This window comes from Rhizobium sp. WCS2018Hpa-16, from assembly GCF_031843705.1.
In the GTDB taxonomy this organism is placed as follows: Bacteria; Pseudomonadota; Alphaproteobacteria; order Rhizobiales; family Rhizobiaceae; genus Agrobacterium; species Agrobacterium tumefaciens_C.
Genome location: NZ_JAVTIX010000003.1, coordinates 191,698 through 217,198 on the forward strand (window position 1 = coordinate 191,698; position 25,501 = coordinate 217,198).

Here is a 25,501-nt window from a genome sequence, read left to right on the forward strand (position 1 = left end):
TCAGCGTCCGCATTTAAGGAGTATTCATTTGCCGGAATTCGAACAGACATTGTCTGCGGGTACCTTGATTTCCATAGCAGTGGGCGCGGTGGCCCTTCTGTTGTTGCTCATCATCCAATTTCGTGTTCACGCCTTTGTGGCACTCATTCTCGTCAGTTTCTTGACCGCGCTTGTCACGGGCATTCCAACTGCAAACATCATGAACACGCTCACCACAGCTTTTGGCTCCACGCTCGGTGGCGTGGCGCTTCTTGTTGGGCTTGGTGCTATGCTGGGCAGGCTATTGGAAGTTTCCGGTGGCGCGCAGGCGCTGGCCGACGATCTCATCGCCCGTTTTGGCGAGGAACGTGCGCCCATGGCGTTGGGCATAGCATCGCTGTTCTTCGGCTTTCCGATCTTTTTTGACGCAGGCCTCGTCGTTATGCTTCCCGTGATGTTTACGGTGGCTCGCCGTCTTGGTGGCAGCCTACTTCTTTACGGCATACCGGTTGCGACCGCGTTTTCCTGCATGCACATTTTCGTGCCACCGCATCCTGGACCGGTAGCCGCGTCTGAGTTGCTTGGCGCTGATGTCGGCTTGCTGATTATCGTTGGTCTGCTGGTTGCTGTGCCCATCTGGATCATTGCCGGCCATTTCTACGGTAAGTGGATTGGAAAACGTGTTTTCTTGCCGGTACCTGATTTTTCGGAAGAAAAGTCGGTTGAGGATAATGTGTCCTTGCCAAGCTCCAGGCTGGTCATTGCGCTTCTGCTTCTGCCACTGCTGTTGATCTTCATGAATACGGGTCTGGATTTCGCGCGCGCTCAGCAATGGGTGAGCAAGGATGCCGGTTGGTTCCAGCTTCTGCGCGCTATAGGTTCGACGCCGATTGCACTTCTGATATCGGTTTTGGTGGCTGCATTTGTGCTCGGGCCGATGCGCGGTCGAGACCCTCTCAAGGTAGAGCGTATTGTCGATTCCGCTTTGGGCCCGGTTTGCTCGGTCATCTTGATCACCGGCGCCGGTGGCATGTTTGGTGGCGTTCTACGCGCCTCGGGCATTGGCAACGCGCTGTCAAGCGCGCTGGCCGACATCGGCATGCCCGTGCTTGTCGCAGGCTTTCTGATTTCGACAGCGTTGCGCGTTGCGCAGGGGTCTGCAACGGTTGCCCTCATCGCCGCTGCCGGACTGATTCAGCCTGCTGTTCAGGCGGCCGGTTACCAGGGTGTGGAGCTGGCGGCCATCGTCATCGCAGTCGCATCGGGTTCGGTCATGCTATCCCATGTCAACGATTCCGGCTTCTGGCTTGTCGGCCGATTCTTTAACATGGACATCAAAACGACGTTCAAGACATGGACCGTCATGCAGACGATGGTTGGTCTCCTCGGTTTTGCAATATCGGGACTGATCTTCTCCCTGGCTTAAGCCGGACTTTAAAATGACGACCATTGATCTGCTGGCATCCGTCAGATTGGTGGTCGTCTCACACTCAGATCAGTTCGATTTGAGTGAGCAGCGCTTGACGTTGACCTGATGGTGGCGGACCTTTATCCGTTAAGAATGATGCCAGATGTAAAAGCCAAAAGCCCGTTGCCAGGGCGGATCGAGCAGCTGCAGAGCAAGCTGCGCCGTATTGAACGCGGACGTGACACATGGGCTTTACGCTGGCAGGCGGTGCTCGCCGTGATCGACGTCAGCATCATTGCGTTCTTTATCTTCGGCCCATTCCTGCGCAGTGGGCCGTCATATCTGATCATCGATTATCTCATCGCGATCTGGATTCTCGCTGAAATTCTCGCAAGAGCTTTCGCGGCCGGCTCTGTCGTGGCATCTCTCAAGCGACCGATGACATGGATCGACCTTGTCATACTGGCAACGCTTCTGTTTCCCAATGCGCTGTTCAATTTCGCATTTCTGCGGGCAATGCGACTATGGGCAGTCGGAGAGAGCCCGCTCTTTGCCTTCATTCTCAAGCGGCTAGGCTGCCATCAGTACAGGGACGTCGCTCGCGCATCGCTGAACTTTTTCGTTTTCCTGTTCATGGTAACGGGCTTCGTCTACACCACGTTTTTCTATCACCAGAGCGGTCTCATTGGCTTTGTTGACGCGCTTTATTTCACGGTCGCAACGATGACAACGACAGGGTTCGGCGACATCACCTTGCCTGGACCCTTGGGGAAACTAACATCCGTCGTCACGATGATCGTTGGCATCTCGCTGTTCGTCAGGCTCGCGCAATCCATTGTTCGGCCCTACAAGGTCATGTATCCTTGCGAGAAATGCGGCCTCCAGCGGCACGAAGTTGACGCTGTTCACTGCAAGGCTTGCGGCCATTTGCTGAACATTCCAAACGACAATGATTGAGCATGGCATTGCGTTTTCTGCGCATCGTTGATGTTTGCGACTATTTGTTCACACCGATTGCGCCTGCCAGCAGCTGCTCACGCTGTTTCGGGTGAGGTAGGCCGACTTTCTAAGCCATTCGCTCGCTCTGACAGAAGTTGACCTGTTTGAGCATGCCTTCGCGTCTTTTAGGCGGTAAGTCAGTGGATCAAGACCATGCGGAGTGATGCATGCCTTGACACCGCAGAACCTGCAACTAGACGTCACATTCAATTGTGGGTTTGGAGTAAGAACATGAAATCACTGACAACAATCTCGGCTTTCGTGGGCAAAACATTTGCCGGTTGGGTCATTCTTTTCGCGGTTCTTGGCTTCTTCTTCCCGGATACGTTCAAGCAGATTGGACCCTGGATTGTCACGCTTTTGTCCATCATCATGTTCGGCATGGGGCTGACCCTGTCGGTTGATGATTTCCGCGAAGTCGTGAAGCGTCCCTTCGATGTCACCATAGGCGTGCTGGGTCAGTTTATTATCATGCCGTTGCTGGCGGTTTTGCTGACCCGGCTCATTCCGATGCCGCCGGAAGTTGCCGCTGGCGTCATTCTTGTGGGTTGCTGCCCGGGCGGCACCTCATCCAATGTGATGACCTATCTCTCGAAAGGCGACGTCGCGCTTTCTGTTGCCTGCACCTCTGTCACAACGCTTGCAGCGCCGCTGGTAACGCCATTCCTCGTTTGGATGTTTGCCAGCCAGTTTCTCCCTGTTGATGGCTGGGCGATGTTCATGAGCATCGTGAAGGTCGTTCTGGTGCCATTGGCTCTCGGTGCCGCCTTGCAGAAGCTGCTGCCCGGTGTCGTCAAGGCTGCCGTTCCAGCATTGCCGCTTGTGAGTGTGATCGGCATCGTCCTGATCGTTTCTGCCGTGGTCGGTGCTTCGAAAGGTGCCATCGTTCAGTCTGGGCTGATGATCTTTGCGGTCGTGGTGTTGCACAATGGTCTTGGCTACCTGCTGGGATATTTCGCAGCAAAAGCCACTGGCCTGTCGCTTGCAAAGCGCAAGGCAATCGCCATCGAGGTCGGAATGCAAAATTCTGGTTTGGGCGCTGCGCTCGCGACCGCATATTTTTCACCTCTTGCTGCTGTTCCAAGCGCCATTTTCAGCGTTTGGCACAACATCTCGGGCGCTTTGCTGGCAAACTGGTTCTCTGGCCGTAGCGATGAGAGCAATAAAGATACGCTCAATCGTACCTGAGCTGCACGTCCTGTGTCAGCCTCAGTTCATTATGGATAAGATCGGTTGCGGCATAGCCCTGCCAAACCAGGACAGGGCGCTATTCCGCAGGCGGCCCTGATCAGCCTTGTAGGCGTTACGAATATTTTCAAGGGCCTAGATCGCTGGCTGAATCTGCGCGGCAAAAAACGCCATCTGTTGTCGGCGATAGCTGCCGGGTCGTTCGCACGAAAAGCTGGACACCAAGGTCTTTCTCGACTGCTGCAATTGCCCGTCACGGCGGCAGCCGTCGAATTGCGCTTTGCGGCAGCCAGCAGAAAAGTCTCCAGAACCTAGTCATCAGTCATCTCGGTTATTTCAAAAAGGGCAACTGATCCTATCAGGAGTGTTGCGCTTTCGGCGTGGGATCAACCCGGCGAGATGTCGGCCAACATCGGCAGGAAGACTGCAAGGATGTCGCTGCATTCACCTTACGTCAGTGTGAAAATCCTAATTTTCGCACCTACAACTATGCATAGTAAATAGGCAAGGCTCATTATTTAAGCGTGAAAATAACCAATTCTCAATGGTCGGTACTTATAGGGTTGAGGCAATCCCTCCCTAAACGCACAGGCATTTCAATCGCTTGATGCATCACCCCCATCAGAGGCCAAAAAGTGAGCATATTCGGCAATCTTAAAATCAGTACGCGCATTATTCTCGTTGCCGCGATTCCAACCATAGCGCTTGTGGCTGCCGCGTTGCAGGACAACATCCAGCGCATGACCGTTGCTGCGGAAGCAAGGTCCGTCGCCGATATCGCGTCCATGGCGCCAGTGCTGGGCGCCACAATTCACGAAGTCCAAAAGGAGCGCGGAGCCTCTGCGGGTTTCGTTGGAGCAAAAGGCCAGGGTGAGTTCGGTCCCCTTCTTGAAAAGCAAAGAGAAGCAGCGGACGTTGCAATCCAGCGCTTCAAGACTCTGGGCCTGACCGACCAGAATAATGACATGGCTCCCGCCTTGAAAGAACTGGCCGCCGCCGCGCAAGCCAAGCTGGATAGGCTGAAAGCCATGCGGCAGGATGTGACGTCGCTTAAGGCCGGTGTGCCCGAGATTGCCTCCTACTTTGCCGACACCATCGGCAGCCTCATCCAAATCATTGAATCGATGAGTTCCCTGACGACCGACAGCACCATATCCAACAGAATTGTTGCATATTCTGCACTGCTGCAAGGCAAGGAGCGGGCAGGGCAAGAGCGTACGATTGGCACTGCAGCCTTCACATCTGGCAGCTTCAGCCCGGAAAGCTATCAGCTTTTCGTCAAGTTCGGTGCGATGCAAAATGTCTTTTTCTCGGACTTCAACAGCTATGCGGGCGCAGACGAGCGCGCAGCATTGAGGGAAGCCTTGAGTAGCGATGCTGGCAAACTTGTCGAAAGCCAGCGTGGTATAGCGATGGCCAGTGCGTTTGGAGGCAAATTGAACAGCGTGAGTGGCGAAGACTGGTACAAGGCTTCGACCAACCGGATCAACGCGCTCAAGGCTGTCGAAGACAAAACCGGCCTCGAACTGCGCGATTTCGCCGCTGCCTCTGCTACCAAACAGTACAATGCCCTCCTTATCTCCCTTTCCATCTCCATTGGCGTTCTTGCCCTTGTTGCAGTGCTTGCCACAATCGTAACCCGCTCCATTACAAGCCCGGTTACCCGCCTCGTGAAGACGATGCGCGAACTGGCGGATGGCAATGCAGACGCTGAACTGAGCGTCGTTGCCGATCGCAGCGAAATCGGTGAGATGGTGAAGTCCGTGGAAGTGTTCAAAACCAATGCACAGGAACGGTCGCAACTGGAAGCGGAAGCGCAGGCCAACCGCGCGCTTTCAGAGCGTGAACGGCTCCAGCAGCAGGAAAAAGAAGCCGCCGAAAATGCAGAAGTGCAGTTCGCGGTCGATACTCTTGCGGCAGGTCTGGGCGCGATGGCCAATGGCACGTTGAACTACCGCATCAACCAGACCTTCGCGACCCGTCTTGATAAAATCCGTGTGGACTTCAACGGTGCAATCGAGCGTCTTGAGGATGCCATCGTTGATGTTAGCGGCAATGCGCAAGCCATCTCCGCTGGTTCAAACCAGATCCGCGCCTCGGCGGATGATCTCGCCAAGCGCACCGAGCAGCAGGCTGCATCCGTTGAAGAGACCGCCGCTGCTTTGGAGCAGATTACGACAACGGTTGCCGATACCAGCCGCCGGGCTGAAGAAGCCGGTCGTCTCGTGATTGAGACGCGCGAGAATGCCGAGCATTCCGGGCAGGTGGTAACGAGAGCCATCAATGCGATGAATGCGATTGAGACTTCGTCTAGCGAAATCTCCAACATCATCGGCGTCATCGATGAGATTGCATTCCAGACCAATCTGCTTGCGCTGAATGCGGGCGTAGAGGCAGCCAGAGCGGGCGAGGCTGGCAAGGGCTTTGCCGTGGTTGCCCAGGAAGTGCGAGAGCTGGCCCAGCGTTCTGCAAGTGCTGCAAAAGACATCAAGGCCTTGATTGCGAAATCAGGGGAGCACGTCAAAAGCGGCGTTGGCCTTGTCGCGCAGACAGGCGAATCTCTCAGCAAGATTGTCGAGCAGGTCAAGGAAATCAGCGTTAACGTTCTGTCTATCGTCGAAGCATCGCGTGAGCAGACAACTGGCATCAAGGAAATCAATCAGGCCGTGTCCCAGATGGATCAGGGCACCCAGCAAAATGCTGCAATGGTGGAGGAATCAACCGCGGCAAGCCACGCACTTGCACGGGAAGCCGAAGCCTTGTTTGTTCTCGTCGGCAAATTCGAGACAGATGCAAAAGCAAGATCTGCCGTTTCGAGCGCGACAGAGCGTCAGTCAGCGCAAACACGATCGCCTGCCCGGCAATTGCTGAATCGGGTGAGCTCGTCATTCTCAGGTAATGCAGCCCTCAAAACCAAGAGCTGGGAAGAGTTTTAAACCAACCCAGCTTTCACAGACTTTGTCAGGACACCTCCCTTGCAGACAAGGGAGGTGTCTTTTTGCATGAGTGAGCGACGGTCAACGTCCTTGTCCGGCAATGTCGAGCAGAATTTGGTTCCGAGCGCACCTGTGTCGTCCCAAGGCGCAGTCTTGCGCGGGGTAATGCATATCGAGATCGTTAGATTAGAATTTTGACAGCATGAAAGGCCAGATCTTAGCGCAGGAGTAACTTTCTCTCACAAAGGGGCGTTAGGCTCCTATTATGTATAAGTTATATAAATATTAGGAATAATATTGTCATCTGGCTCTTTAGTGGCACCATGCTTCACCGCAATGCATCTCATTGTGAAATCTCATGCGTGTCAAAACTGCACTTATCCTTTGAGGTCACCCGAGAATGAAAGCTGCTCCTCGTAAATCGTCCGTGGCAATGAAGTTGCTGGCAGTGAGTGCTGTGGCGATATCTCTATTTCTTGCTTTGACCTTTGCAGTTGTTGTGTACCAGGTACGGCACAGCGCGACTTTGATCACGATCGAGCAGGCCAAAGCGGACGCCAAAGCGATCAGCGAAGCTTTCAACGCCAAGATCTCTCTCCTTTCCGGAGGGGTCGCTTCGATTGCTGGGACCTTTGAGCAAGCCATTCAGGACAAGACGATTACGCGTGCGGATATCACCGCCACATTGCCGGCTTTGGTCAAAAAGTTCGACCTCGTGTTTGGGTCTTGGTTTCTCGAAGCTGATTTTGGATTTGACGGAGCGCGCGGACCTCTTGCGGATGCGGCATCTGGAACCAATAGCTCTGGACAGTTTACTCCTTATTGGACCCGAGCTGGTAATGCACTTGAACTCGTGTTGCCGGATCAGATCGACTACAGTCAGCCTTATTTTCGGCTCGCGGCCAGCTCCGGCAAGCCCGCGGTCACTGAGCCTTATGTGGAGGATACGGCCGGTGGCTTGCTGATGATGAGCATTGCCTATCCTGTGGCGGTCGAAGGGGTTGTGCGTGGCGTTGCGGGCGTCGATATCGGCCTCGGTGCGATTGCGGATTCCTTGAAAGCCTACAGGCCATTCGGAACAGGCCGGGTCTATCTGCTTTCCGCAAGCGGTGCATGGCTGACCGCGCCTGATGCCGCCATGGTGATGAAGCCGTACGGTGCAAAGGGTCTCGATATCGTCCAGTCCGTTGTCAAAGGTGCGGGGCCTGCTGTTATCGAAAATGTTCAGGGCGAAGAAGGCGAGAGTGTTTACCGCGTCGTTTACCCCTTCGAACTGCCCGGCTTGAACAGCCGCTGGTTCATCGTCGAAGATGTTCCAGCCGCAGCCATCTCGGCCATTGTGAATGAACAGACGAAGATTCTCGTTGCTGGCGGACTGTTTATTCTGCTGGCCGTGGTCGTCTCGCTTTTCCTCGCCATTCGCATCTTCATTCAAAAACCCATTGGCATGCTGTTGAGAGAAGTCGCCCGTCTTTCCAATGGGAACTACGAGCATGTCGTTGAAGGCTGTGAGCGCGCAGACGAAATCGGCGCCCTGTCGAAGGCGCTCGAAGCCTTCCGGCACAAGCTGGAAAATGGCAGGACGCTGGAGATTGTGGCTGAGCGGGAGCGGCGGGAAGCAGAGCTGGAGCGCGGGCAGACCGAGGCTGAACGTGCGGAAACGGTGCGAACCCAGAAGCTTGTCGTCGAGAGCCTGGAAAAAGGGCTTCTGGCGCTTTCCAATGGCAATCTTACCTACCGCATCTCTGAGACATTTCCGGGTCGTTATGCGGAATTGCGTACAAACTTCAACTCCGCGCTTGAGAGCATGCACGACACAATCGCAAGCTTGAACAACACCGTGACCGCTTTGACCGCTGGCACGAATGAGATCAGCCGCAGTTCCGACCAGTTGTCGCGCCGAACCGAGCAGCAAGCTGCAAGTCTGGAGGAGACGGCGGCAGCACTGAATGAGATCGGCCACAAATTGACGGAGAGCGCGGCCGTTGCCGGTCTTGCAGCAGAGAAAGTCAACGGCGCAAGCAAAGATGCGGAAGTCTCAGGCACCATCGTTGCCAATGCAATCGGGGCGATGGAGACTATCGAGGAATCTGCAAACAAGATGTCGCAGATCATAAGCGTGATCGATCAAATCGCTTTCCAGACCAATCTGCTGGCCTTGAATGCCGGTGTGGAAGCCGCACGTGCTGGCGAGGCTGGCAAGGGATTTGCTGTTGTTGCAATGGAAGTCAGAGAGCTGGCCCAGCGCTCGGCGAATGCGGCCAAAGAGATCAAGGAACTGATTTCCACATCGAGCGAACAGGTCAGGCAAGGCGTTGACCTTGTGAACGATACAGGAGATGCACTCACGCGTATTGTTGATCAGGTGCGGTCCATAAACGGTCTCATCCAAACCATTTCTGCAGCCAGCCGCGAACAGGCTGCGGGGCTGAGCGAAATCAATACGGCTGTGAACCACATGGACCAGATGACACAGCAAAATGCTGCAATGGTAGAAGAGACCAACGCCGCGTCTGCCGTGCTGGACGATGAGGCCCAAAACTTGCGCATGATGGTTGATCGCTTTGAAATTGCTGAAGGGTCAAAGTCCAAACAGGCGCGGGCAGCCTAGCCGCCGAGTGGGAACCGCCGAGGTTGCAGACGGCACCCAACTCGACCGGCCAGATGCGGCCATCGTTAGCTCTGAACCGATATCATCACTCTGCCGATATGCGTCCCTGCTGCATAATAGGCAAAGGCTTCCTTCGCCTTGTCGAACGGGAAGGTACAGTCGGTCAATGGTTCAATGCCGAGGCGATCCATCGAGGCCAGAAGATCCGAGAACATGCTTCGATTGCCGTTGGCGATGCCACGTATGGTGATGTTGCGCAGAATGAGCGCAGTGTAGTCGGGAATTGGTGAGGTGGTTCCAGGCGTTACGCCGATAATGATGATACGTCCGTTGGCGGCGGTCGCCGCAATGGATTGTCCGAGAGTATCCTGACCACCGGTTTCGATGATGATGTCGGCACCGGCTCCGCCGGTTTGCGTCATCAGTTCGACGCCCCATTCGGGATGGGTACGGTAGTTGATAAGAATGTCGGCGCCCATATCTCGTGCGATTGCCAGTTTGGCGTCGCTGGAAGATGTGATCGCAACACGCGCGCCCAGCGCTTTCGCCAGTTTCAAGGCAAAGAGCGATACGCTGCCGGTGCCGAGGCACAAGACAAGCTCGCCTGGCTTTACCTTCGCAACTTCAATGAGCGCATTCCATGCGGTAAGGCCGACGGACGCAAGCCCCGCAACGCGATGATCGGCAAGCTGGTCGGGGACGCGGATGACGGCTTCGGCCGGCAGTACAACTTGCCGCGCCAGCCAGCCATCATGCGTCACGCCGACATCATGGGCGAAGACGTCCGTTGTGAAAGGACCATCGAGCCATCCGGCGAAGTGTCCACATACGACGCGGTCACCTGGTGCAACGCTTTTTACACCTTCCCCAACGGAGACAACGATACCGACACCCTCCGACATAGCGATGCGATCTGACGCCTGACGTGGTCCATAGACCCCACGCAGGATTTGTATATCGCGGCTGATAAGACTGATCAGCTGCGGCGCAACGATGACCTGTCCTGGCCCTGCGACAGGGTCTGGACGGGTTGTCGCAGTCAAATATTCGAGACCATTTTGGTCACCGATCTGGTAGGCCTTCATGAACTTTACTCCTCAGGATTTGTGGTGGGTACGAGGACCCGGTAAAAATGCGTGAGCCCGTGCGGTGGTCGCGATGATCAAGGCCCCTGACCCCAGCAGGAGAGCGGCCCATGCGAGGGACCCAGCGCCGTGGCTATCGAGCAGAATGCCGCCTATGAGGCCGCCTGCGGCGATGGCGCCGTTCCACACGGTCGTCAGCATGGCATTGGCGAGATCCACACCCTCGCCAGCCGCATCGGCAAGCGCTGTCTGTAGCTGCGTAGCCGCCCCACCGAAGGAAAAGCCCCAGACGACCATGGCCGAAATCATGACTGGCGTGGTGGCTGCAAACAAGGCAAGCGAAAGAGCCGTTGCACAGAAAGCGCAGAGGCTGCCGAGAATAAGCGCCCGCAACAACCGGTCGACAAATGCTCCGGTGAACCAGATACCCGCAATGGCCGCCAGTCCGAAAGCAAGAAGCAGGAGGTCAATCTCGTCATTCAGGCCCGAAAGAGCCGCGAAAGGCGTGATGTAGGTATAGACAATATTGTGCCCGGTCACCCACAGAAACAACACGGTGAGGACCGTCCTGACACCCATTGTCCGCATGACGCCGGTGAGAGACAGGCGCCGCGCAGGAGGTTGGCCCGGAAAATCCGGCATTTTCCAGATGACCCACAGCAACAGAGCCAAGGTCGTTGCAGACATGAACAGAAAAGCTGCTCGCCAGCCGACCGTTGCACCAAAGAAGGCGCCAGCGGGCACGCCAAGCGCGAGTGCCAGCGGTGTGCCTGCCATGGCGATTGCCAGTGCCTTTCCCTGCAGGCGCTCGATCACAAGTCGCCTTGCATAACCAGACACGATACCCCAGCCAAGCCCGGCTGCCATGCCGGCCAGAAAACGAGCGACAAGTGTGATGGCATATGACGTGGACAGGGCCGTTATCGTATTGAAAATCAGGAACCCGGCAATGGCGAGGAGCAAGGCAGGCTTGCGACGCCAGCCTTGCGTCCACAAGGTCAGCGGGATGGCAGCGACGAGAGAGCCAACCGCATAAACAGTCACAGTCTGACCCGCGAGCGACTGCGAAACGCCCAGACCATTTGCCATTTGCGGCAGCAGGCCAGCAGGGAGAGTTTCCGTGAGGATTGCGGTAAATCCCGTCATGGCAAGAACGAGCAGAGCCGCCACTGGCAGGCGCTCTTGTGGCGTAGCAAATGTTCTTCCGCCCGGGATTGCCACTGTCTCTGCCATGCGGTTCCTTAATTTTGGGTCGTTCATTCCGGAAGTCGCATTTTAGAGTTTGCTTTGTCAAGCAAATCTGGAATGATTACTCCAGAAGAGGAAGGTAGACGGCGATGGCAAGAACAGGCAGGCCAAGGAATTTTGATCGTGATGAGGCAGTCACGAATGCGATGCATCTCTTCTGGCAGCATGGCTACGAGGGTGCATCAACCGATCAATTGCGGCTCGCCATGGGGGGCATTTCGTCTGCGAGTTTCTACGCGGCCTTCGGTTCGAAGGAAATGCTGTTTCGTGAAAGCCTGCAGCTTTATCTGGACCAGCATGGCGGTGTCGTGAACGCTCTTCGCGACACCAGCCTTCCGGCGCGTGAAAGGCTAGAGCAGGCGCTCCTTGCTTCGGTGGATGTGCAGACCGAGGCGTCTCATCCATCTGGTTGCATGATCACGCTTTCGGCGACGATCCTCTCGAAGGACGGTGTGACGCTGCAGGCTTTGACCGCAGGTCACCGCGAAGAAACCCGAAGAGCGATCGCAGACTGCATCACCGATGGAGTTTCAACAGGCGCATTGAAAACGGCAACTGACATTTCCGCTTTGGTCTCGCTCTATGATGCAATTTTGCTCGGCGTCTCCATCCAAGCCCGCGATGGCGTCTCGATTCCATCGATCCGCGGTGCCGTCAGGGCAGCGATGGCAAGCTGGGATGCCGTGGCCAGTGATTCGGATCGCCTCTGCGCAACGGCCACTCGGAAATAGAACAAGCAGGGCTGCGGCCCTAGCCAAAAGCGCAGCATTTTGCCTCACAGAAACGGCGCTTCAAGCATGCGAGTATCCAAGCAAAACTTGGCTGCTCGGGGTCTTATGATGCTCGAAATGTTGGTTACGAGGCAGAAAGCGAGAAAGGTGTATCTGTTTGTTCTAAAAGAAGGATTGCACCTCGAAGGTGTTTGGTGGAGCTAAGCGGGGCCTCCACTAATGCTGAATAAGGTATTGAAACGACTGATATACAATGATATTTTATCAGAAAAATTGGTCGGAAATATTGGTCGGAATGACAACAAAACGCAGGAGCCGTGCAAAGAGGCATCTAGTCCTCAAAGGACGGAAATATTGGTTTACTAGGGATATCCCCGAAGCGATCCGCTCGCACTTTGGAGGAAGAACCGCTTATCTGGTCAACCTTGAAACAGGTGACGTCAATGCTGCTATGGCGCGGCGGGATGAGATAGTAGCAGAGACCAGTAAGCTATTTCGTGCTGCGCGGGAGGGTCGCCCCTTCAAAGGTTCTGAGGACGCTATCTCGGACCTTGCTAATGCCTGGGTGAAGGAACTGGAGGTCAGCCGAGCGGACCCATTGACGTGGACAGCGGCTATTTCCAATCGACATGTTGCGCACGTGTCCGAGGAAGAGTTGCTGACGGCTGACGACTTCACAGAAGACCACGCTGAGGATATCGGGCGGCGGCATGGCTCGAAGGCAAAAAGCCGCTTTATGGACATTGTCCACGGTAGAGTTGATGTTGACCATTACGTCGAGGATTTCCTCAAAGAGGCTAGACTCGCGCCAAAGACAACAGACGAGCGACGTAGTCTCATAAGACGGTTTAGCAACTGGGCAAAGCTCAAGGGCTTCTCGCTCACTGACGTAGATCGCGCAAAGGCTGGCCGGTATTTCTCCGAGGCGATCGCACCACTTAATGAACGCACTGCTCGTAAACACCACGGAAGCGTCAAGCTGTATTGGGACTACCTTATCGCGCGGGGGCACGTGGGTGGAGCCAATCCGTGGGAAGGCCAGCGAATGCCTGATAGGGGCCGAAGAGTCGAGCGTGGGGGCAAGGCAGAGGAGCGTCCGTTTACAGAGGAGGAAATCCAAACACTGCTGTATTCAGCATACCCTCGGGGTATGCGCGAGGCGTTTGAAGCGCAAATACATGACGCTATCCGCATCGCGGCTCTTTCAGGCCTCCGCTTAGCAGAACTTGTCACTCTCTGGGTCGAGGAATGCCCGATTGATGAAGCGGGCATGGGCTTCTTTGATATTAGACAGGGCAAAACTGCTGCAGCCGCAAGACGTGTGCCGATGCACCCGGATGTCGTTGAGATTGTGAAGCGCAGGAAGAAGGGAAAAAAACCTCAAGATTGGCTTTTTCACGAACTCGCTGATGAACGAAACGCAGGTGATGTTTTTGGAAAACGGTTTGCCAATTATCGGGAGAAGCTTGGAGTAGATGATAAGCGACCTGGGCAGCGCCGCAGCTTGGTCAATTTCCATTCTTTTCGTCGTTGGTTCGTCACCGAGGCAGAACGAGCGGGTATCCCTGAAAGCACCATATCGTCTGTCGTGGGACACGAGGAGGGTCGCAGGTCGGTGACGCTCGGCGTGTACTCTGGCGGACCTGCTTGGCAGCAGCTGGAAGCTTGTGTTAACGCGATAAGTCTGCCTCATCGTTAAAGCATACAGCCGTAACAAAGTAATCTGGTCGCAGAGTTGGCTAAAGAGCTCAGAGACGAGCGTCCATGCTGAAACACCGATTTGATGACTGTCTCGACATAGTTTGGGCGCGCGCCACCGTTGTAAAATTGGTAACGTGGCACGTGTTAGTATGCACTAACAGAAGGTGTCAAGCCATCATGTAATAGTGTTGATCAAGCAGTAGGTGAATGTATGCAGTGGTGGCAGTCAGTAGAAAAGGCGCTTCAAAATCTCGGTGGTACCGCCCCGCTCAGAGACATATACCGGGAGGTCAGGGCAGTACGCGTCGCTGATGGTGATACGACTCCAGCCCGGCTTGAGGAAGTCATACGTAAGGAGCTTGAGTATAACTCTTCCGACAGCAGCAACTGGCGCAAAATCCGCAATATATTTTTTAGCGTGCACGGAATCGGCAAGGGGATTTGGGGGCTACGATCCCTGATCGCTGCTGAGCCTCCTGCGTCAGATATCGCTCCACCTGCTTCTGACGAGCCAGCTCCGACGGTTATGATCACGACCAATCGTATAATCCGCGACACGGTTATGGCTAGGAAGGTGAAAGCCCTGCATCGGTCTAAGTGCCAGATATGTGGAGACTCGATTCAGCTCAACAATGGTCAAGCCTATGCGGAGGCACATCACATAATACCTCTAGGCGCTCCACATAGAGGACCAGACGTGCCATCAAACATCATCGTGGTATGCCCCAATCATCACGCGATGCTCGATTTTGGGGCTATTGTGCTGAACTCCGCCGATATTGAAGCCGTTGATGGCCACACCATTTCTGACAAGAGTTTAGAATACCACAATTTAATAATCCGACAGGGGCTCGGATAGACGGTCCGAGCAGACAACAAGCCCGATCTAGCAGGGCTGCGCTAGTAAATCTTACGTTTCGTCGCAACGGTTGCTGACGACGTCTACAGAAACTCCCAGTGCGGACCATCGTTGCCGTTAACGGTGGGCTCGTCCCAGTGCGCGGCTAGCCACCCTGGGAGAGCTCGAACGGAAATTGGTCGGAAGTGGGTCGCGGAGTCGGAGGAATAGTAATCTGCAAGCTTTCGACATTCATCTCCAGACGGTTCCGCGCCCTTAGGATGCGCTTTCACAATACACACCGTGCCGTGCCGCGCGAACATATTTTTGGTCTCCCTTATCAACCGTAGCCCAAGTCGCCTCCCACGAAAGTTCTCGTCAACAGCTAGTTCCTCCAAATGAAGAACGCTGCCCGCGGATTTGAAGTCAATATCTGGTAGGGAGCGTTTTATCATGGGGCGTTTGCCCGTGAGGATGTGGAACGCTTCTTCTGCGTGACCACTCCGCATATCAAAGAGATCGAGAACATCATAATCGCTGCTTGTCGGGAAATATCCCAGATCCAGAACCCAGCCCCGAAGTGACGCAATTTTCGAGGATACGATTGGGTCGTCATTATTGTCAGTCGGACAGCAAGCGACCTCGAACTCCATCACATCCCTGGAATCAGCATTCTTCCAACACAACGTGATTATCTTGAAGCTGACGTTTTCCAATTTCATCTCGTGCCCTTTGACTAGTTGTTCTTTCAAATCAGTGCCGCCCGCATTGCCTGAGTAGCGAGCCGGTCCGCTTCCTCATTGTGAGGATCGCCGTTGTGACCCCGGATCCACTCCCACTGGAGGTTCTTCCCTTCCGCGAGTTCATCTAAGCGCATCCAAAGATCTTGGTTCTCGACGGGTCTTTTGTCGGACTTCCGCCAAGAGTTGCGTTTCCAGCTCGCCAGCCAAGTCGTCATTCCCTTAATAAGCAGCTGACTATCGCTCCGGATGACGATTAGCCGACCGTGAGCGTTATTTTTGATTGCCCCGAGCGCGGCAATCGCGGCGTTCATCTCCATCCTGTTATTAGTGGTTTGATGATCCGATCCGCTTATCTGCTTCACCTTTCGTTCGACGCCTTTCTCGTATCTTCTCAACACCGCTGCCCACCCGCCTGGGCCCGGGTTTCCTGAACAAGCACCGTCGGTGTGTACGAGGATGAAAATGTCATGTTTGTTCGCAAGTGATTTTGGCACAGGTGTTCCTTGTATATGAGCGTTGGAAGCGAGGGGTGTCAGCGGTTGGCTTAAAACCTGGGCATATCCGCGATTACCCAATAGAAGCAGTATGTTGGAGGCGCAGTTGCGCCCCCGGTGACGCGAAATTTCGCGGTTTTCCTCTAAGCGTATGATGCTGCTGAGATTTTTCAGAAATCGTCAGGCTCAATCGTAGGGGCTGTGTCTTTGCCGATTGTGATCAAGGAAACATCGCGAGCGGCGTGCGTGATGCTGTTGAGCAATGCAGCCCTATGGATGTCTGAGCGAATTGCTCGGAATGCTGCAGTAAATTGCGCGAGAGAGTAGTTGGCCAATTCTATATGGCGCTCATCGGGATGGCTCTTGCCGAAATCCGCACCTGGATTTTCCTCTAGTCCACCCCTCTGCATAGCTTCGTAGACTTTGGGGAAATCCTGCCTCATCCAATCGGGGATCCGACGGTCACTGACAATTCCCTGAAGATCCCGCGCCATCTCGCGAGCTGGCTTGACCCGTTGTCCTCGATCTTTATGTCGATGTTCTCCTGCCTGAACGTACGCCCTGAAGACGGACCTACGATCCTTTCGGTTGAGCCGAAGACCATGGCTGCGATTAGCCGTAGCTGCTAACCACCGCATTCGCTTAGGGTCACTCTCGTCGACAATAGTGGCGCTAAACCGTTCTATACCGAGCCTTTGTGCGGCTAGGACACGGTGCCATCCGTCAATAAGCCTAAACCCTTTGAGCTGATCCGTAGGGTCGATGGCAGCAACGGTGATTGGAGGGAACTCTACACCCGTCCTCATAGCGTCGCGATACTCCGCCACCGTCGACGGTGCGGTCGTGCTCCGGATTTGAAGAGCCGGGTCCATCACGAGGGCATCTAGGCGGATAATGCCGGTTTTCATTCAGCAGTTTCGCAAGTGGTGACCGCTTGAGTTCCAAGGATCTCGCGCAAATCTGCTATATGGTCTTTCTGTCTCATTCGTCTTTCTTTCTCCAGTTGTCTTTGAATGTGGATCCCGTAGCCATGAAAGCCGGTATCGGCGATGTACTGCCACAAGGCTCTTGTGGTTCCTTGGGGGCAGCGCTTTGCCGAACTGCGGATCATCTGGCCCGTTCTCGTCCATGAATAGTCAGCCTGATGTTTGGCGAGCTTACGGAACATCCGAACGGCTTGGAATTGGAAGCCCTGATCAGATGCCCAACGGCGGGGCTGGTCGTTGTAGAAATAGCCAAGCGCCATTAGCGTCACGGCAATCTCTGTGGGCTGTTGCTCTCCATCCACATCAACAACGACTAGCGCCGCGTTGCGCAAATGGAGATTGTGGGGCTCTCCCCGTTTAGCCCTCTCTAAGTACGCCCTGCTGCTCGACAGTACGCGCGCCCAGTCTTTGGCAATGATTGCTTCTGTGCGAGGGCCAGATCGCTTGTGGAGGTAGTCGCGTATGACCTTGAGGTATGGCTTGAGGTCTGCCTTGGTGATGCCTCTCTGAAGAGGGTCACCGTGAACGCGAGCGACATTGCGGTGCCGTTCGCACAGTTGACTAAACTTCGTTGCAGTTTTTAAACAGCCGTCAACACGGCACATGGATGCTCCTGTTATCTAAATTGTTTTGAACTTCAGGCCAATGATACCGGGGCTTGGTTCGGGGCTACTCGACCCACCCGACCCCGGACTTTCACGGAGTTAGTCATCTTGCCTGGGGTGGTCCCCGCTGCTGCTGTTGCCCCGGTTGGTCACCGGCCTGACCGTCAGTGCGCACTTCTCTGTTCCCGGAGGCGCTTGCCTTCCGGGTGATTGATCTGTGTTCTCTGCGGTGGTTGTAAGATGGCGTCATAAGGCGCTTCAGTCAATGACGAGAAGTGATAAAAATCAATGAAATCAGTTATTTGGTAGACACGCTAGATGTATAGTCTCCCGGCGATGCAGTCCTACCAGGGCGTTGCGATCACCGTTGTGACAAAAAATGCCACATCTTGAGACAAACTTTTTTTCGAAACTGGCCCCGTGATGCGGCCGGGCGAGGTAAATTGACCCTATCCCGAGGGACACGGACGCGCTCTTGAATGGGCTCGAGCGGGTTTGCCTCTCCTTACCGTGTCTCCTCGATCACCTTCTGAATAGCTGATTTACTGAACCCGACCTGAGCCGCAATCTGTCGAACGCTGGCACCCTCTTTCTTCAGATTCACGATCTGGCCTTTTATCTCAGGGGTAATGAGCGCTGGCCGACCTCCAGTCTTTCCCTCGGCTTTCGCCTTCGCAATCCCATCCAGTTGACGTTCACGTCGCAAAGCGGTTTCGAACTCGGCAAACGAGGCAAGGATCCCGAAGAGTAATTTGCCCGAGCGGGTCGTGGTATCTATGCCGCTGTCATCCAGCACCTTGAAGCCGACGCCCTTAGCTGTCAGACCATCGATTATCTGATGCAGGTGAGAGGCGCTACGTGCCAACCTGTCCAGCTTAGTGATGATCAGCACATCACCTTCTCTGACGAACTCTAGCGCCTTCTGAAGTTCAGGCCTGTCGCGATCAAGGCCGCTCAACTTCTCGCTGAATACCTTCTCGCAGCCAGATTCCTTCAATCGATCAACCTGGGTCTTGTGGTCTTGGCCGGTAGAGCTAACTCTTGCGTAGCCAACAATCATGATGTGTCCTCACTCTAAGAGAAATGTGGACATATAGTTAGTGGACGCAAAATGGACAGTCAAGTGGGGAGTGTCCAAAATGTAAACTTAGTGGACAGTTGGCAGCGGCCTCCCTTTCAATCCACCGACATCGCCGCTATCGTGAAATCAGCTTTTGGGTAGAGGAGACGGCGGCATGAGCGATGATGACACGAGGCAGCGGCAACTTGCCATCACCATCTCCCGCAGCGCCAGCGATAGCGAAGCAGATGCTCTCAGGCTTTGGGTGCAGGAGCTTCTCCGTATCCGAGAAAGCGATCTGTCTTCGTACGCGAAGGCGAAGCAAGCAGTTGGCCTGACGGCTTCCAGCAAAGTCGTACTGCCGGTGCTGAAGATCGTTGCGAGGCAGTCCAAGCTACACGGCTGGGACAACCGATCTGCGGCACAGCGTATTGGAATGGGAGCGGCAGCCACCGGCGTTGCATTGTTCGGTGGGGCGAATGCCGGGATTGCGGCATTGGGAACAGCGATAGGCGTTCCCCTGTGGATAGTTCTAGGGGGCGGGGCGATGTTCGCAAAGTACCTGTTTGACGAGCTGGCGCAGAAGAACTCCACAACGGGGACGGGTGCATCCTATAGCGTGATCGACGCGGAGAAAGATGGGTAGGCGGTCAGGTGAACGGCAAGGGGTACCGGGGGAGTTCCCCGCGAGCCACTTGTCAGATCAGGTGCTCACATTTTTCTACCAAACATTTTATCATCGCGCTTTCTATGTCCGCGTGACACTGACGTCTTTTGTTCGTTTTGAGTCGGTCGCTTTTTAGCGGTTTTATTTAGCTGGACCGTTAGTCTTTCAGGCATAGCGAAGGCGGGTTTCTTGGAGACACACCCAAAGTTCACCCTGCGCATCGACCATAGAGGGAGGCTGCTCCGCGCGCATTGCGTGATTTTGTTGTCATTTTTTTCAGAGATTTCTGAAATCAAGACAACTTAGGATTGGGACTCATCGATACTCTGGGAAAAAATATGCCATTTCAAGGACAGCCGGGACAGATATTCACGCGGACCACATTGCAGGAAGCGCTGCAGGTACCAGACAACCTTCGTGGTGGCGATTGGGATACAGGCTATACCCAATATCAAAACGAGTTCTTCATCTTCTGCAACATCGGGGTAGCGGGACGAACTGGACATGACTACGACAATTATTGGGACGGCGAGACGCTGGTTTGGCGCGCCAAGAGCGGAACAAATGTTAACCAACCGCAAATTGAAAGACTGGAGGCAGGACGATACTCGGTCCACATCTTCTACCGATATGAGGACAGAGCTCCTTTCGTTTACGCTGGGCAGGGCCAAGCAATACAAGTGCTGGATACGCAACCCGTAACAATTCATTGGTCATTCCCTGACAGAAACGCGAACCCCGAGCTACCCGCCGCTTTGGGAAGAGCTGGCTTTACGCTCGACCCTCCAGGTGTTCACACCCAGCGCGCCACACGGGGAAACTTAACTATTTACGCAAAGCGCCTCACCAGGTCCTTTCCCCTTGTTATTGGGCCGGAGTGGGAAGAGCGGATGACGGACCTGAGGTCTGCAGGTGGGCTTCGGCCAGACGACCGCTTCTATTACCACAACTCGACCATGAGGAGCTTCCCTCAACGGCTCAATGGCGGAAGAGAGGAAATACCTTACGGCTTAGATTTCGGCTTTGACGGAACGACTGCTCTTTCCGACTTCCTCGGTGTTCTGACAAGCGCGCAGCCTCCCGCCGTGCAAATTTCGGAACCGGGTGGGGCTGAAGTTGATCCTGTCACGGAAACCGAGGTCACACGAGCGGCGCGCTTAGGGCAGCAAAAATTTCGAAGAGCGCTTCTGGAACGGTATAAGGGTAGATGCGCATTGACCTCTATCGAAATGCCGGAGGTTTTGCGCGCTTCCCATATCAAGCCTTGGAGCAAATCAAGCGGAGCCGAGCGACTCGACCCAGACAATGGTCTCCTTTTGGTGGTCCATCTCGATAGCCTCTTCGATATTGGACTAATCTCCTTCGATGAGGAAGGCGTAATTCTGATTTCGACACGGATTAGCGCCGGAGCGCAAAAGGCCTTTGGTTTACATCTAGGTATTCGATTAACTGAGCTCACTGACGGAAATATAAATTATCTGAAGCACCATCGAACAACTGTCTTTATTGGCTAGCTTCAAGAAAACGCCGGGGCGGGAGTGCGCGGCGTACTTTCGGATCTAAGGAAGAGGTCGCAAGATTACGAACGCTGTACTAGCTTACTAGGCCTTAGCCAAGCTTGTAGGCCAGTGCTCGCAATTCTTTCTGAATGGAATATCCTCACTCTTCCACACTCTTGCTAAAGGCTTTGTAGATCAAGCCATTGAGGTCGCTTTGCAGCGTCGTCTTGCCACTAATGCATTTTGGACCCTCGCAGCCTAAACATTAGGAGCATTTGGCGTGCGCAGCTTGCGGCACGTTTTAAACAGCCTGGACTTGAGGCAGCCAGTATGACGACACTTAGATTACATTACAGTTTGATATTTAGGTCCCAACAATGTTCTTCATCCGCATTTGTAGCGCTGCAGTTAACGCTGTTCGACCTTCCCCATTATCCAAATATCGAACATATCTCAGGTGGCGGAGATCAAAGGGGATGTCTTGTTCACTTTGGGTTATTAGTATGACTTCCCGACCCAACGTGTGAGCGATACCTGCTTCATAAAAGACATTAGGATTTCGCGCTGTGCAATCACAGACAACTATGCGAGAGCGATCGATAAGCGACACAACATCTTGAATGACAGCAGGATTTTCCCAGATATCATCCGCCCGTCTGCAGCGTAACCCAACACCGGCAGCGGCGGCCTGTATGCTCTCGTAGACGGAATTGAAAGCTGGACTGAACGGCATCATTACAGATACGAGAATCTCTTCAATGTTCTCGTGCTCGGGAATCTCAAAAACGTTCGGACGCTGGCGACGCGGCCTCACCGATCGGAGCAAAAAGCGATATAGATCAACTTCCTTCAGTGCCCAATGATTGCGATGAAACTCGAAGTCATTTGTAATGTCCAAAAGCGTGCGCTGTGCGAAAATTGCACTATTTGGTAGCGCGGGGACGTCAGCGTCCAATGTGAACTGAAACGAGACCTCATGATTGTTTATACGGGCTCGATATATCCGGCCAACGTACGCTAGCTGATCATCGGTTCCTTCGTGCATAAACAGGCAAGGAAAATTCTCTAGCTTAGCAAGAAGCGGATCTCCATCCTGCCTATGTGCTTGCTCAAGAGTTTTGTCTGTGTATTCGAACATCCTTTCTAAGGGCATCGTTCCGACGCCAGAGTGCCAATCCATGCTTCTAACTATGAGATTAAACATTAGTCCTTAGTAACCTATTGTGCGATCTGACGTTATACGTCCTTCCGGGCGACCCACTGAGTGTGTTCACGGGAAAACGCATTCTCTGCGTCTCCGACAAAAACAGAGAACGCGTCTTCGGTATCAGGTAAAAGTGATTTTTCCCTTATCAGGCTAATTTCGTGCGATGCCAATGAATACGATGCCGCAAGTTCCGAAAACCGCTTTGCTTGCATCCAACTAAGGACGCTAGCTGCAGCAGCCACCAGAACGTCAGTTGGCCAAAATGGTCCGCCTAAATTGGCCATTCTCAATACCGCAGCGATCACCGCCGCCCCGTTTATCGCAATTAGGAACCAAAAAAAGCCGCTAGACATTCGGCGGTTGAAGGAGGCCTTCTTTGCGTACCATCTTAGTTGATCTGAGATCCGCTTCTCGGCATAAATCGCCCGTCGCGCCTCAAGAGGCTTGCTCCGGCCTTCGATCATTGCCTCCGTAATTTGCGCTCCGGTATTTTCGTCAGTGAGCGCCTGAAATACTTCGCGATTTTGATCGATTATAGCCTTGAGAGTATTTCTGAAATCGCTAGCCGCCGACACCTCATTTTGAAAGGGCTCGGCCCGGCAAATATAGCGCCATGTGATCGTCTTTATAGACTCCGCTGCAGCCCTACCTGCGTACCATAAACGATCGGGCCTCACGCTGAAGAGGTAAATTGAGCAGCCCAAGGCCAACAATAGTGCCAGCAGTTGGAGAGCAGCAACTGACCAGTGAGATATAGTTATCAGCGACGCGACGGCAGCAAGAACAAGAACCACGAGATGTAAACGCAGCGCCCGAAAGAAGTGCTTTTGTGATGTGGCGGACAACTCGTCTGCAGTCTTGTAGAGCGCCGGAAAATCCGCTTCACGCATTAGCAATTCTCACTTATAGCCAAGGCTCTGATATACTGATGAATTATAGTGCCAGTCGTCCTTTGTGGCACGTTGCCAGTTAGCTAGCGCGTGGGCGACTATTTTCGGAGAGAATGGCACGAATACTGCACCAATGTTGCGTATGATTGGCGGGCACGTCGAATCCATTATTGCTCTCGCTCCATCGATATTAATACCGATAATTCGGCACCCCTTCTCGATAGCTACCTCAATCTCCCAACGCACGTACTTGTGCTTAATTCGCGTGTCTTTGCCAATTAGTACTGCAAAGGTTCCGGCCATGTCGATTCGCTCGCGACATTTTCGCTTTATGTACGCTTCGTTTTCTGAGTTTATCTCCGTCGACAATTGACAGTTGGTGAAATTGAATTCGATATGCTCGTGCTCTTTCCAAGCAAGCATTAGCCTGTAGTAATGAATATCTGTACTGCTGAAACCTACGAAAGTCCGAGGAAGCCCCACGCCGATTCTCCCAGTCCAAACACGTCTCTGACTACATGGAAATATCGAATTATACAACTTGAGAGTACTACAGCCCAAACTTGCCATCGGGCAATTTAGTAAGCGCTTGGATCTTAAATCTTCGACTACCTTTCCTGTGACTGTCTTTACGATTTTGACGGGCTAGATGGTTATATTTTTTTGCAATATCTAAATGGCTTGGGCGATATGAAACTGGATTTAAATTTACTTTCCACTAGCGGAATGAACGAATTCAATGCAGTTCTAAACGCGCACGGATTGTATAACACAGAGCAATTTGTTCTCAGACTTAGTCCCCGCAATCACGAATTGATCGATCAAATCGGCACGGGCGGGCACGCTCTTTCAGAGGTGTCGATCGAGACACTGCAAGCATACTCAACGTATCTACACGAAACCATCCATTGGTGGCAACATGTCGGAAGCACAACTGGCCTCCTGTTGAGTACCTGCTTTCCTAATCAAACTCACATGAATTTCAATGATATCGCTGAGTGGTGCAAGGTTAGTCGCCCTTCCAAATCGATAAAAGCTTGGTCCTACAAGGGCGAGCTCGGCGGCAATACACACTTGGACAGCGCTCAGGCGTTAGCGAACACAATTACTAACAATTTTATGGACATACAGTTCTTCAAGATATGGCTCTTGAGGCCTGAGCTATCCACTAATCTTTTTGACGACCCCTATTTCGAATCTCAAGGTCACTGCTTCCAAATGGCCTACCATGGCCTTATCTCAAATATTCAGCCCATAATTGATCCGTCGTCGAGCTTCCTTCCGGACCAAAACACGTGGGTACTCAATTTTCGTGAACTGGCCGAAGCGAACCGAACCGGCTATTATTATGGATCGCCTATTGTGCGCCGCCATACATCCTTAGCAGAATTGTGGGAGGCTCAGGCGTCTTTCAGCCAAATGCAATTTCTCACTCATGTAAGCCCGTCTATGACATTGGACGATTTTCGCAAAGCCGGTATTTTGTATGGCGTATACGAGGCTGCTTTCCTTAAATTCTTCGAAATGACAGGAATTGAAATACCAACAAGCGCAGTTGATTCGCGCATTGGGCTCTTCTTGCTAGTAATCGACCTGGCGATGAATCCCGTTGAGGGGTTCCCTTGTGATATCGTAGACTACGGAAATTTTGTTTTGTCCGCCGATCCCAACATTCGGTTCGAAGTCATATGTCATGCGATCGCAAGCGAACCGCATTCCTTCGCACATGCGATACAGCAGTATTCGAAAACGGAGTATCTGGATGTTTCACAGCGCCTCTCGGAGATGTGTGGCTTACGACATCTATCAGAAGGCTGGCAAGAAATAGCTAGATGGAAGAGCTTGTCACCACAGGTTCAGCAACTGCTGAGGGAGCGTGAGACGTTTGAATTCGCTCCCACCAACCTGGTGCTTCGCGTTCTCCTCTCTCATTTCATCGAATTCACTGCTGACAAATCTGCGCATCCCGAGTTCTTCTGTTGGCCAGGATATTGGAAGGCCAATCCCAGCAGCGAAACAACGCAACTTTGGCTAAAGCACCTTTCGCTGTTTTCGGATAAAGCTAACGACGGGGGCATCTTCATCAGAGAGTTTCCAGGGAGAAGCAACGAGGCACTTCTGAGCACCCTGAATGTGTTCTTTGGTAACTGCGTACTATTTGATCTCACCCGTCAATGGATACTCGAAGATGGTCCATTCAAATTCGATTTCAGGTGGCTTTCAGAAAAACACCAGTCATCGGAGTGGCAAAGCTGGGCAGAGGTCAATTTTGAGAAACTTTACGGCGTCCGCATTTCTGAAATTGCGACGTGAGTACCATTGACATGCAATCACACGATCAGGACACAAACGAATAACCGTTGCAATTCAGTCGATAGTTTCAATGGATGTAGTCAAAGATTGCAAACTTGGCTCTCTGATTACGGCATTGATGGTCGCTTCGCAGTCAAACTTCCTTCCTCTGAAAAGTTGCAGCTAGATTTGATTCGTTGCCCGTCTCTAATTAAGAAACGCCATGACCGCGCGGTTGGCTCCCACCTATTGCTAACGCGTGTAATCCGCGTCAGCTTTTTCGACTGCTAGATGCCTCCACCGTGAATTCGTGCGTTGTCGATTCTCACGTCTT

22 protein-coding genes and 2 pseudogenes are annotated in these 25,501 nt (G+C 53.4%); 11 read left to right on the forward strand and 13 right to left on the reverse strand.

The annotated features are described in order from the left end of the window. The first annotated feature begins 28 nt into the window (after window positions 1-28). The 3 genes from RQI55_RS12095 to RQI55_RS12105 all read left to right on the forward strand — a co-directional run bounded on the left by RQI55_RS12095 (window position 29) and on the right by RQI55_RS12105 (window position 3,574). Complete coding sequence (locus RQI55_RS12095; protein ID WP_202905897.1) at window positions 29-1,405, forward strand: GntP family permease; 1,377 nt, start codon at window positions 29-31, stop codon at window positions 1,403-1,405. Window positions 1,406-1,543: 138 nt separating this feature from the next. Continuing rightward, on the forward strand, window positions 1,544-2,344 hold the full coding sequence (locus RQI55_RS12100; protein ID WP_311272899.1) for an ion channel: 801 nt from the start codon (window positions 1,544-1,546) through the stop codon (window positions 2,342-2,344). Window positions 2,345-2,617: 273 nt separating this feature from the next. Then, entirely contained in the window at window positions 2,618-3,574 is a 957-nt protein-coding gene (locus RQI55_RS12105; RefSeq protein ID WP_311272634.1) for a bile acid:sodium symporter family protein, read from the forward strand. Between the two features lie 33 nt (window positions 3,575-3,607). Here the strand turns inward: RQI55_RS12105 and RQI55_RS12110 are convergent. Further along, window positions 3,608-3,882 (reverse strand): annotated as a pseudogene (locus tag RQI55_RS12110) (LysR family transcriptional regulator); the annotation flags it as partial. Between the two features lie 327 nt (window positions 3,883-4,209). On the opposite strand from RQI55_RS12110, the gene RQI55_RS12115 reads away from it, so the two are divergent. Then, window positions 4,210-6,510, forward strand: a complete 2,301-nt coding sequence (locus RQI55_RS12115) for a nitrate- and nitrite sensing domain-containing protein (RefSeq protein ID WP_311272635.1) — start codon at window positions 4,210-4,212, stop codon at window positions 6,508-6,510. Window positions 6,511-6,900: 390 nt separating this feature from the next. On the opposite strand, the gene RQI55_RS12120 is transcribed toward RQI55_RS12115, so the two are convergent. Next, window positions 6,901-7,098 (reverse strand): hypothetical protein, encoded by a 198-nt coding sequence (locus RQI55_RS12120; protein ID WP_311272636.1) that lies wholly within the window; start codon window positions 7,096-7,098, stop codon window positions 6,901-6,903. Window positions 7,099-7,225: 127 nt separating this feature from the next. On the opposite strand from RQI55_RS12120, the gene RQI55_RS12125 reads away from it, so the two are divergent. Continuing rightward, on the forward strand, window positions 7,226-9,121 hold the full coding sequence (locus RQI55_RS12125) for a methyl-accepting chemotaxis protein (protein ID WP_409233730.1): 1,896 nt from the start codon (window positions 7,226-7,228) through the stop codon (window positions 9,119-9,121). A 65-nt stretch (window positions 9,122-9,186) separates the two neighbouring features. Here RQI55_RS12125 and RQI55_RS12130 read toward each other — a convergent pair whose 3' ends face one another. Further along, window positions 9,187-10,206, reverse strand: a complete 1,020-nt coding sequence (locus RQI55_RS12130) for an NAD(P)-dependent alcohol dehydrogenase (protein ID WP_311272638.1) — start codon at window positions 10,204-10,206, stop codon at window positions 9,187-9,189. Between the two features lie 12 nt (window positions 10,207-10,218). Beyond that, entirely contained in the window at window positions 10,219-11,439 is a 1,221-nt protein-coding gene (locus RQI55_RS12135) for an MFS transporter (protein ID WP_311272639.1), read from the reverse strand. Between the two features lie 104 nt (window positions 11,440-11,543). On the opposite strand from RQI55_RS12135, the gene RQI55_RS12140 reads away from it, so the two are divergent. From RQI55_RS12140 to RQI55_RS12150, 3 genes are all read left to right on the forward strand, one after another. Continuing rightward, window positions 11,544-12,185 (forward strand): TetR/AcrR family transcriptional regulator, encoded by a 642-nt coding sequence (locus RQI55_RS12140; protein ID WP_311272640.1) that lies wholly within the window; start codon window positions 11,544-11,546, stop codon window positions 12,183-12,185. A 295-nt stretch (window positions 12,186-12,480) separates the two neighbouring features. Beyond that, window positions 12,481-13,884, forward strand: coding sequence for a tyrosine-type recombinase/integrase (locus RQI55_RS12145; protein WP_311272641.1), 1,404 nt, complete (start codon window positions 12,481-12,483; stop codon window positions 13,882-13,884). 213 nt (window positions 13,885-14,097) lie between these two features. Continuing rightward, entirely contained in the window at window positions 14,098-14,745 is a 648-nt protein-coding gene (locus RQI55_RS12150) for an HNH endonuclease (RefSeq protein ID WP_113170921.1), read from the forward strand. A gap of 83 nt (window positions 14,746-14,828) precedes the next feature. Here RQI55_RS12150 and RQI55_RS12155 read toward each other — a convergent pair whose 3' ends face one another. The 6 genes and pseudogenes from RQI55_RS12155 to RQI55_RS12175 form a co-directional block, all read right to left on the reverse strand. Continuing rightward, window positions 14,829-15,476, reverse strand: coding sequence for a hypothetical protein (locus RQI55_RS12155; RefSeq protein WP_311272642.1), 648 nt, complete (start codon window positions 15,474-15,476; stop codon window positions 14,829-14,831). After that, the gene (gene rnhA / locus RQI55_RS12160; protein ID WP_113170919.1) at window positions 15,473-15,961 is read right to left on the reverse strand and encodes a ribonuclease HI; all 489 of its coding nucleotides are present in this window, start codon (window positions 15,959-15,961) and stop codon (window positions 15,473-15,475) included. The genes RQI55_RS12155 and rnhA overlap by 4 nt, the downstream gene beginning before the upstream one ends. Before the next feature lie 170 nt (window positions 15,962-16,131). Continuing rightward, window positions 16,132-16,404 carry a hypothetical protein gene (locus RQI55_RS12165; RefSeq protein ID WP_311272643.1) on the reverse strand — a complete coding sequence of 91 codons (273 nt, stop codon included), beginning with the start codon at window positions 16,402-16,404 and terminating at the stop codon, window positions 16,132-16,134. 204 nt (window positions 16,405-16,608) lie between these two features. Continuing rightward, window positions 16,609-16,869, reverse strand: a pseudogene (locus tag RQI55_RS24230) (ParB/RepB/Spo0J family partition protein); the annotation flags it as partial. Beyond that, entirely contained in the window at window positions 16,866-17,552 is a 687-nt protein-coding gene (locus RQI55_RS12170) for a hypothetical protein (protein ID WP_113170917.1), read from the reverse strand. The gene RQI55_RS12170 and the pseudogene RQI55_RS24230, both read right to left, overlap by 4 nt. A 505-nt stretch (window positions 17,553-18,057) precedes the next feature. Further along, window positions 18,058-18,612, reverse strand: coding sequence for a recombinase family protein (locus RQI55_RS12175; RefSeq protein ID WP_113170916.1), 555 nt, complete (start codon window positions 18,610-18,612; stop codon window positions 18,058-18,060). A gap of 175 nt (window positions 18,613-18,787) precedes the next feature. Between RQI55_RS12175 and RQI55_RS12180 the strand changes: the two genes are divergently transcribed. Together RQI55_RS12180 and RQI55_RS12185 are read left to right on the forward strand one after the other, a co-directional pair. After that, window positions 18,788-19,258, forward strand: a complete 471-nt coding sequence (locus RQI55_RS12180) for a hypothetical protein (protein ID WP_311272644.1) — start codon at window positions 18,788-18,790, stop codon at window positions 19,256-19,258. A 329-nt stretch (window positions 19,259-19,587) separates the two neighbouring features. Continuing rightward, window positions 19,588-20,793, forward strand: coding sequence for an HNH endonuclease (locus tag RQI55_RS12185; RefSeq protein ID WP_311272645.1), 1,206 nt, complete (start codon window positions 19,588-19,590; stop codon window positions 20,791-20,793). A 349-nt stretch (window positions 20,794-21,142) separates the two neighbouring features. Here the strand turns inward: RQI55_RS12185 and RQI55_RS12190 are convergent, their stop codons facing one another. From RQI55_RS12190 to RQI55_RS12200, 3 genes are all read right to left on the reverse strand, one after another. Continuing rightward, window positions 21,143-21,916, reverse strand: coding sequence for a hypothetical protein (locus RQI55_RS12190; RefSeq protein WP_311272646.1), 774 nt, complete (start codon window positions 21,914-21,916; stop codon window positions 21,143-21,145). Between the two features lie 98 nt (window positions 21,917-22,014). Beyond that, window positions 22,015-22,875, reverse strand: a complete 861-nt coding sequence (locus tag RQI55_RS12195; protein WP_311272647.1) for a DUF4231 domain-containing protein — start codon at window positions 22,873-22,875, stop codon at window positions 22,015-22,017. A 9-nt stretch (window positions 22,876-22,884) separates the two neighbouring features. Then, window positions 22,885-23,445 carry a TIR domain-containing protein gene (locus RQI55_RS12200; RefSeq protein ID WP_311272648.1) on the reverse strand — a complete coding sequence of 187 codons (561 nt, stop codon included), beginning with the start codon at window positions 23,443-23,445 and terminating at the stop codon, window positions 22,885-22,887. 120 nt (window positions 23,446-23,565) lie between these two features. Between RQI55_RS12200 and RQI55_RS12205 the strand changes: the two genes are divergently transcribed. After that, a complete protein-coding gene (locus RQI55_RS12205; protein ID WP_311272649.1) occupies window positions 23,566-25,188 on the forward strand; it encodes a hypothetical protein in 1,623 nt (540 codons plus the stop codon). Window positions 25,189-25,501 lie beyond the last annotated feature (313 nt).

Coding starts and splice junctions, on each gene's coding strand:
- RQI55_RS12130 (WP_311272638.1), bottom strand. CDS start 10,206: ATGAAGGCCTACCAGATCGGTGACCAAAATGGTCTCGAATATTTGACT.
- RQI55_RS12135 (WP_311272639.1), bottom strand. CDS start 11,439: ATGGCAGAGACAGTGGCAATCCCGGGCGGAAGAACATTTGCTACGCCA.
- RQI55_RS12180 (WP_311272644.1), top strand. CDS start 18,788: ATGAGCGATGATGACACGAGGCAGCGGCAACTTGCCATCACCATCTCC.
- RQI55_RS12145 (WP_311272641.1), top strand. CDS start 12,481: ATGACAACAAAACGCAGGAGCCGTGCAAAGAGGCATCTAGTCCTCAAA.
- RQI55_RS12140 (WP_311272640.1), top strand. CDS start 11,544: ATGGCAAGAACAGGCAGGCCAAGGAATTTTGATCGTGATGAGGCAGTC.
- RQI55_RS12200 (WP_311272648.1), bottom strand. CDS start 23,445: ATGGCAAGTTTGGGCTGTAGTACTCTCAAGTTGTATAATTCGATATTT.
- RQI55_RS12205 (WP_311272649.1), top strand. CDS start 23,566: ATGAAACTGGATTTAAATTTACTTTCCACTAGCGGAATGAACGAATTC.
- RQI55_RS12190 (WP_311272646.1), bottom strand. CDS start 21,916: ATGTTCGAATACACAGACAAAACTCTTGAGCAAGCACATAGGCAGGAT.
- RQI55_RS12175 (WP_113170916.1), bottom strand. CDS start 18,612: ATGATTGTTGGCTACGCAAGAGTTAGCTCTACCGGCCAAGACCACAAG.
- RQI55_RS12100 (WP_311272899.1), top strand. CDS start 1,544: ATGCCAGATGTAAAAGCCAAAAGCCCGTTGCCAGGGCGGATCGAGCAG.
- RQI55_RS12105 (WP_311272634.1), top strand. CDS start 2,618: ATGAAATCACTGACAACAATCTCGGCTTTCGTGGGCAAAACATTTGCC.
- RQI55_RS12195 (WP_311272647.1), bottom strand. CDS start 22,875: ATGCGTGAAGCGGATTTTCCGGCGCTCTACAAGACTGCAGACGAGTTG.
- RQI55_RS12165 (WP_311272643.1), bottom strand. CDS start 16,404: ATGAGGCAGGATTTCCCCAAAGTCTACGAAGCTATGCAGAGGGGTGGA.
- RQI55_RS12150 (WP_113170921.1), top strand. CDS start 14,098: ATGCAGTGGTGGCAGTCAGTAGAAAAGGCGCTTCAAAATCTCGGTGGT.
- RQI55_RS12170 (WP_113170917.1), bottom strand. CDS start 17,552: ATGTGCCGTGTTGACGGCTGTTTAAAAACTGCAACGAAGTTTAGTCAA.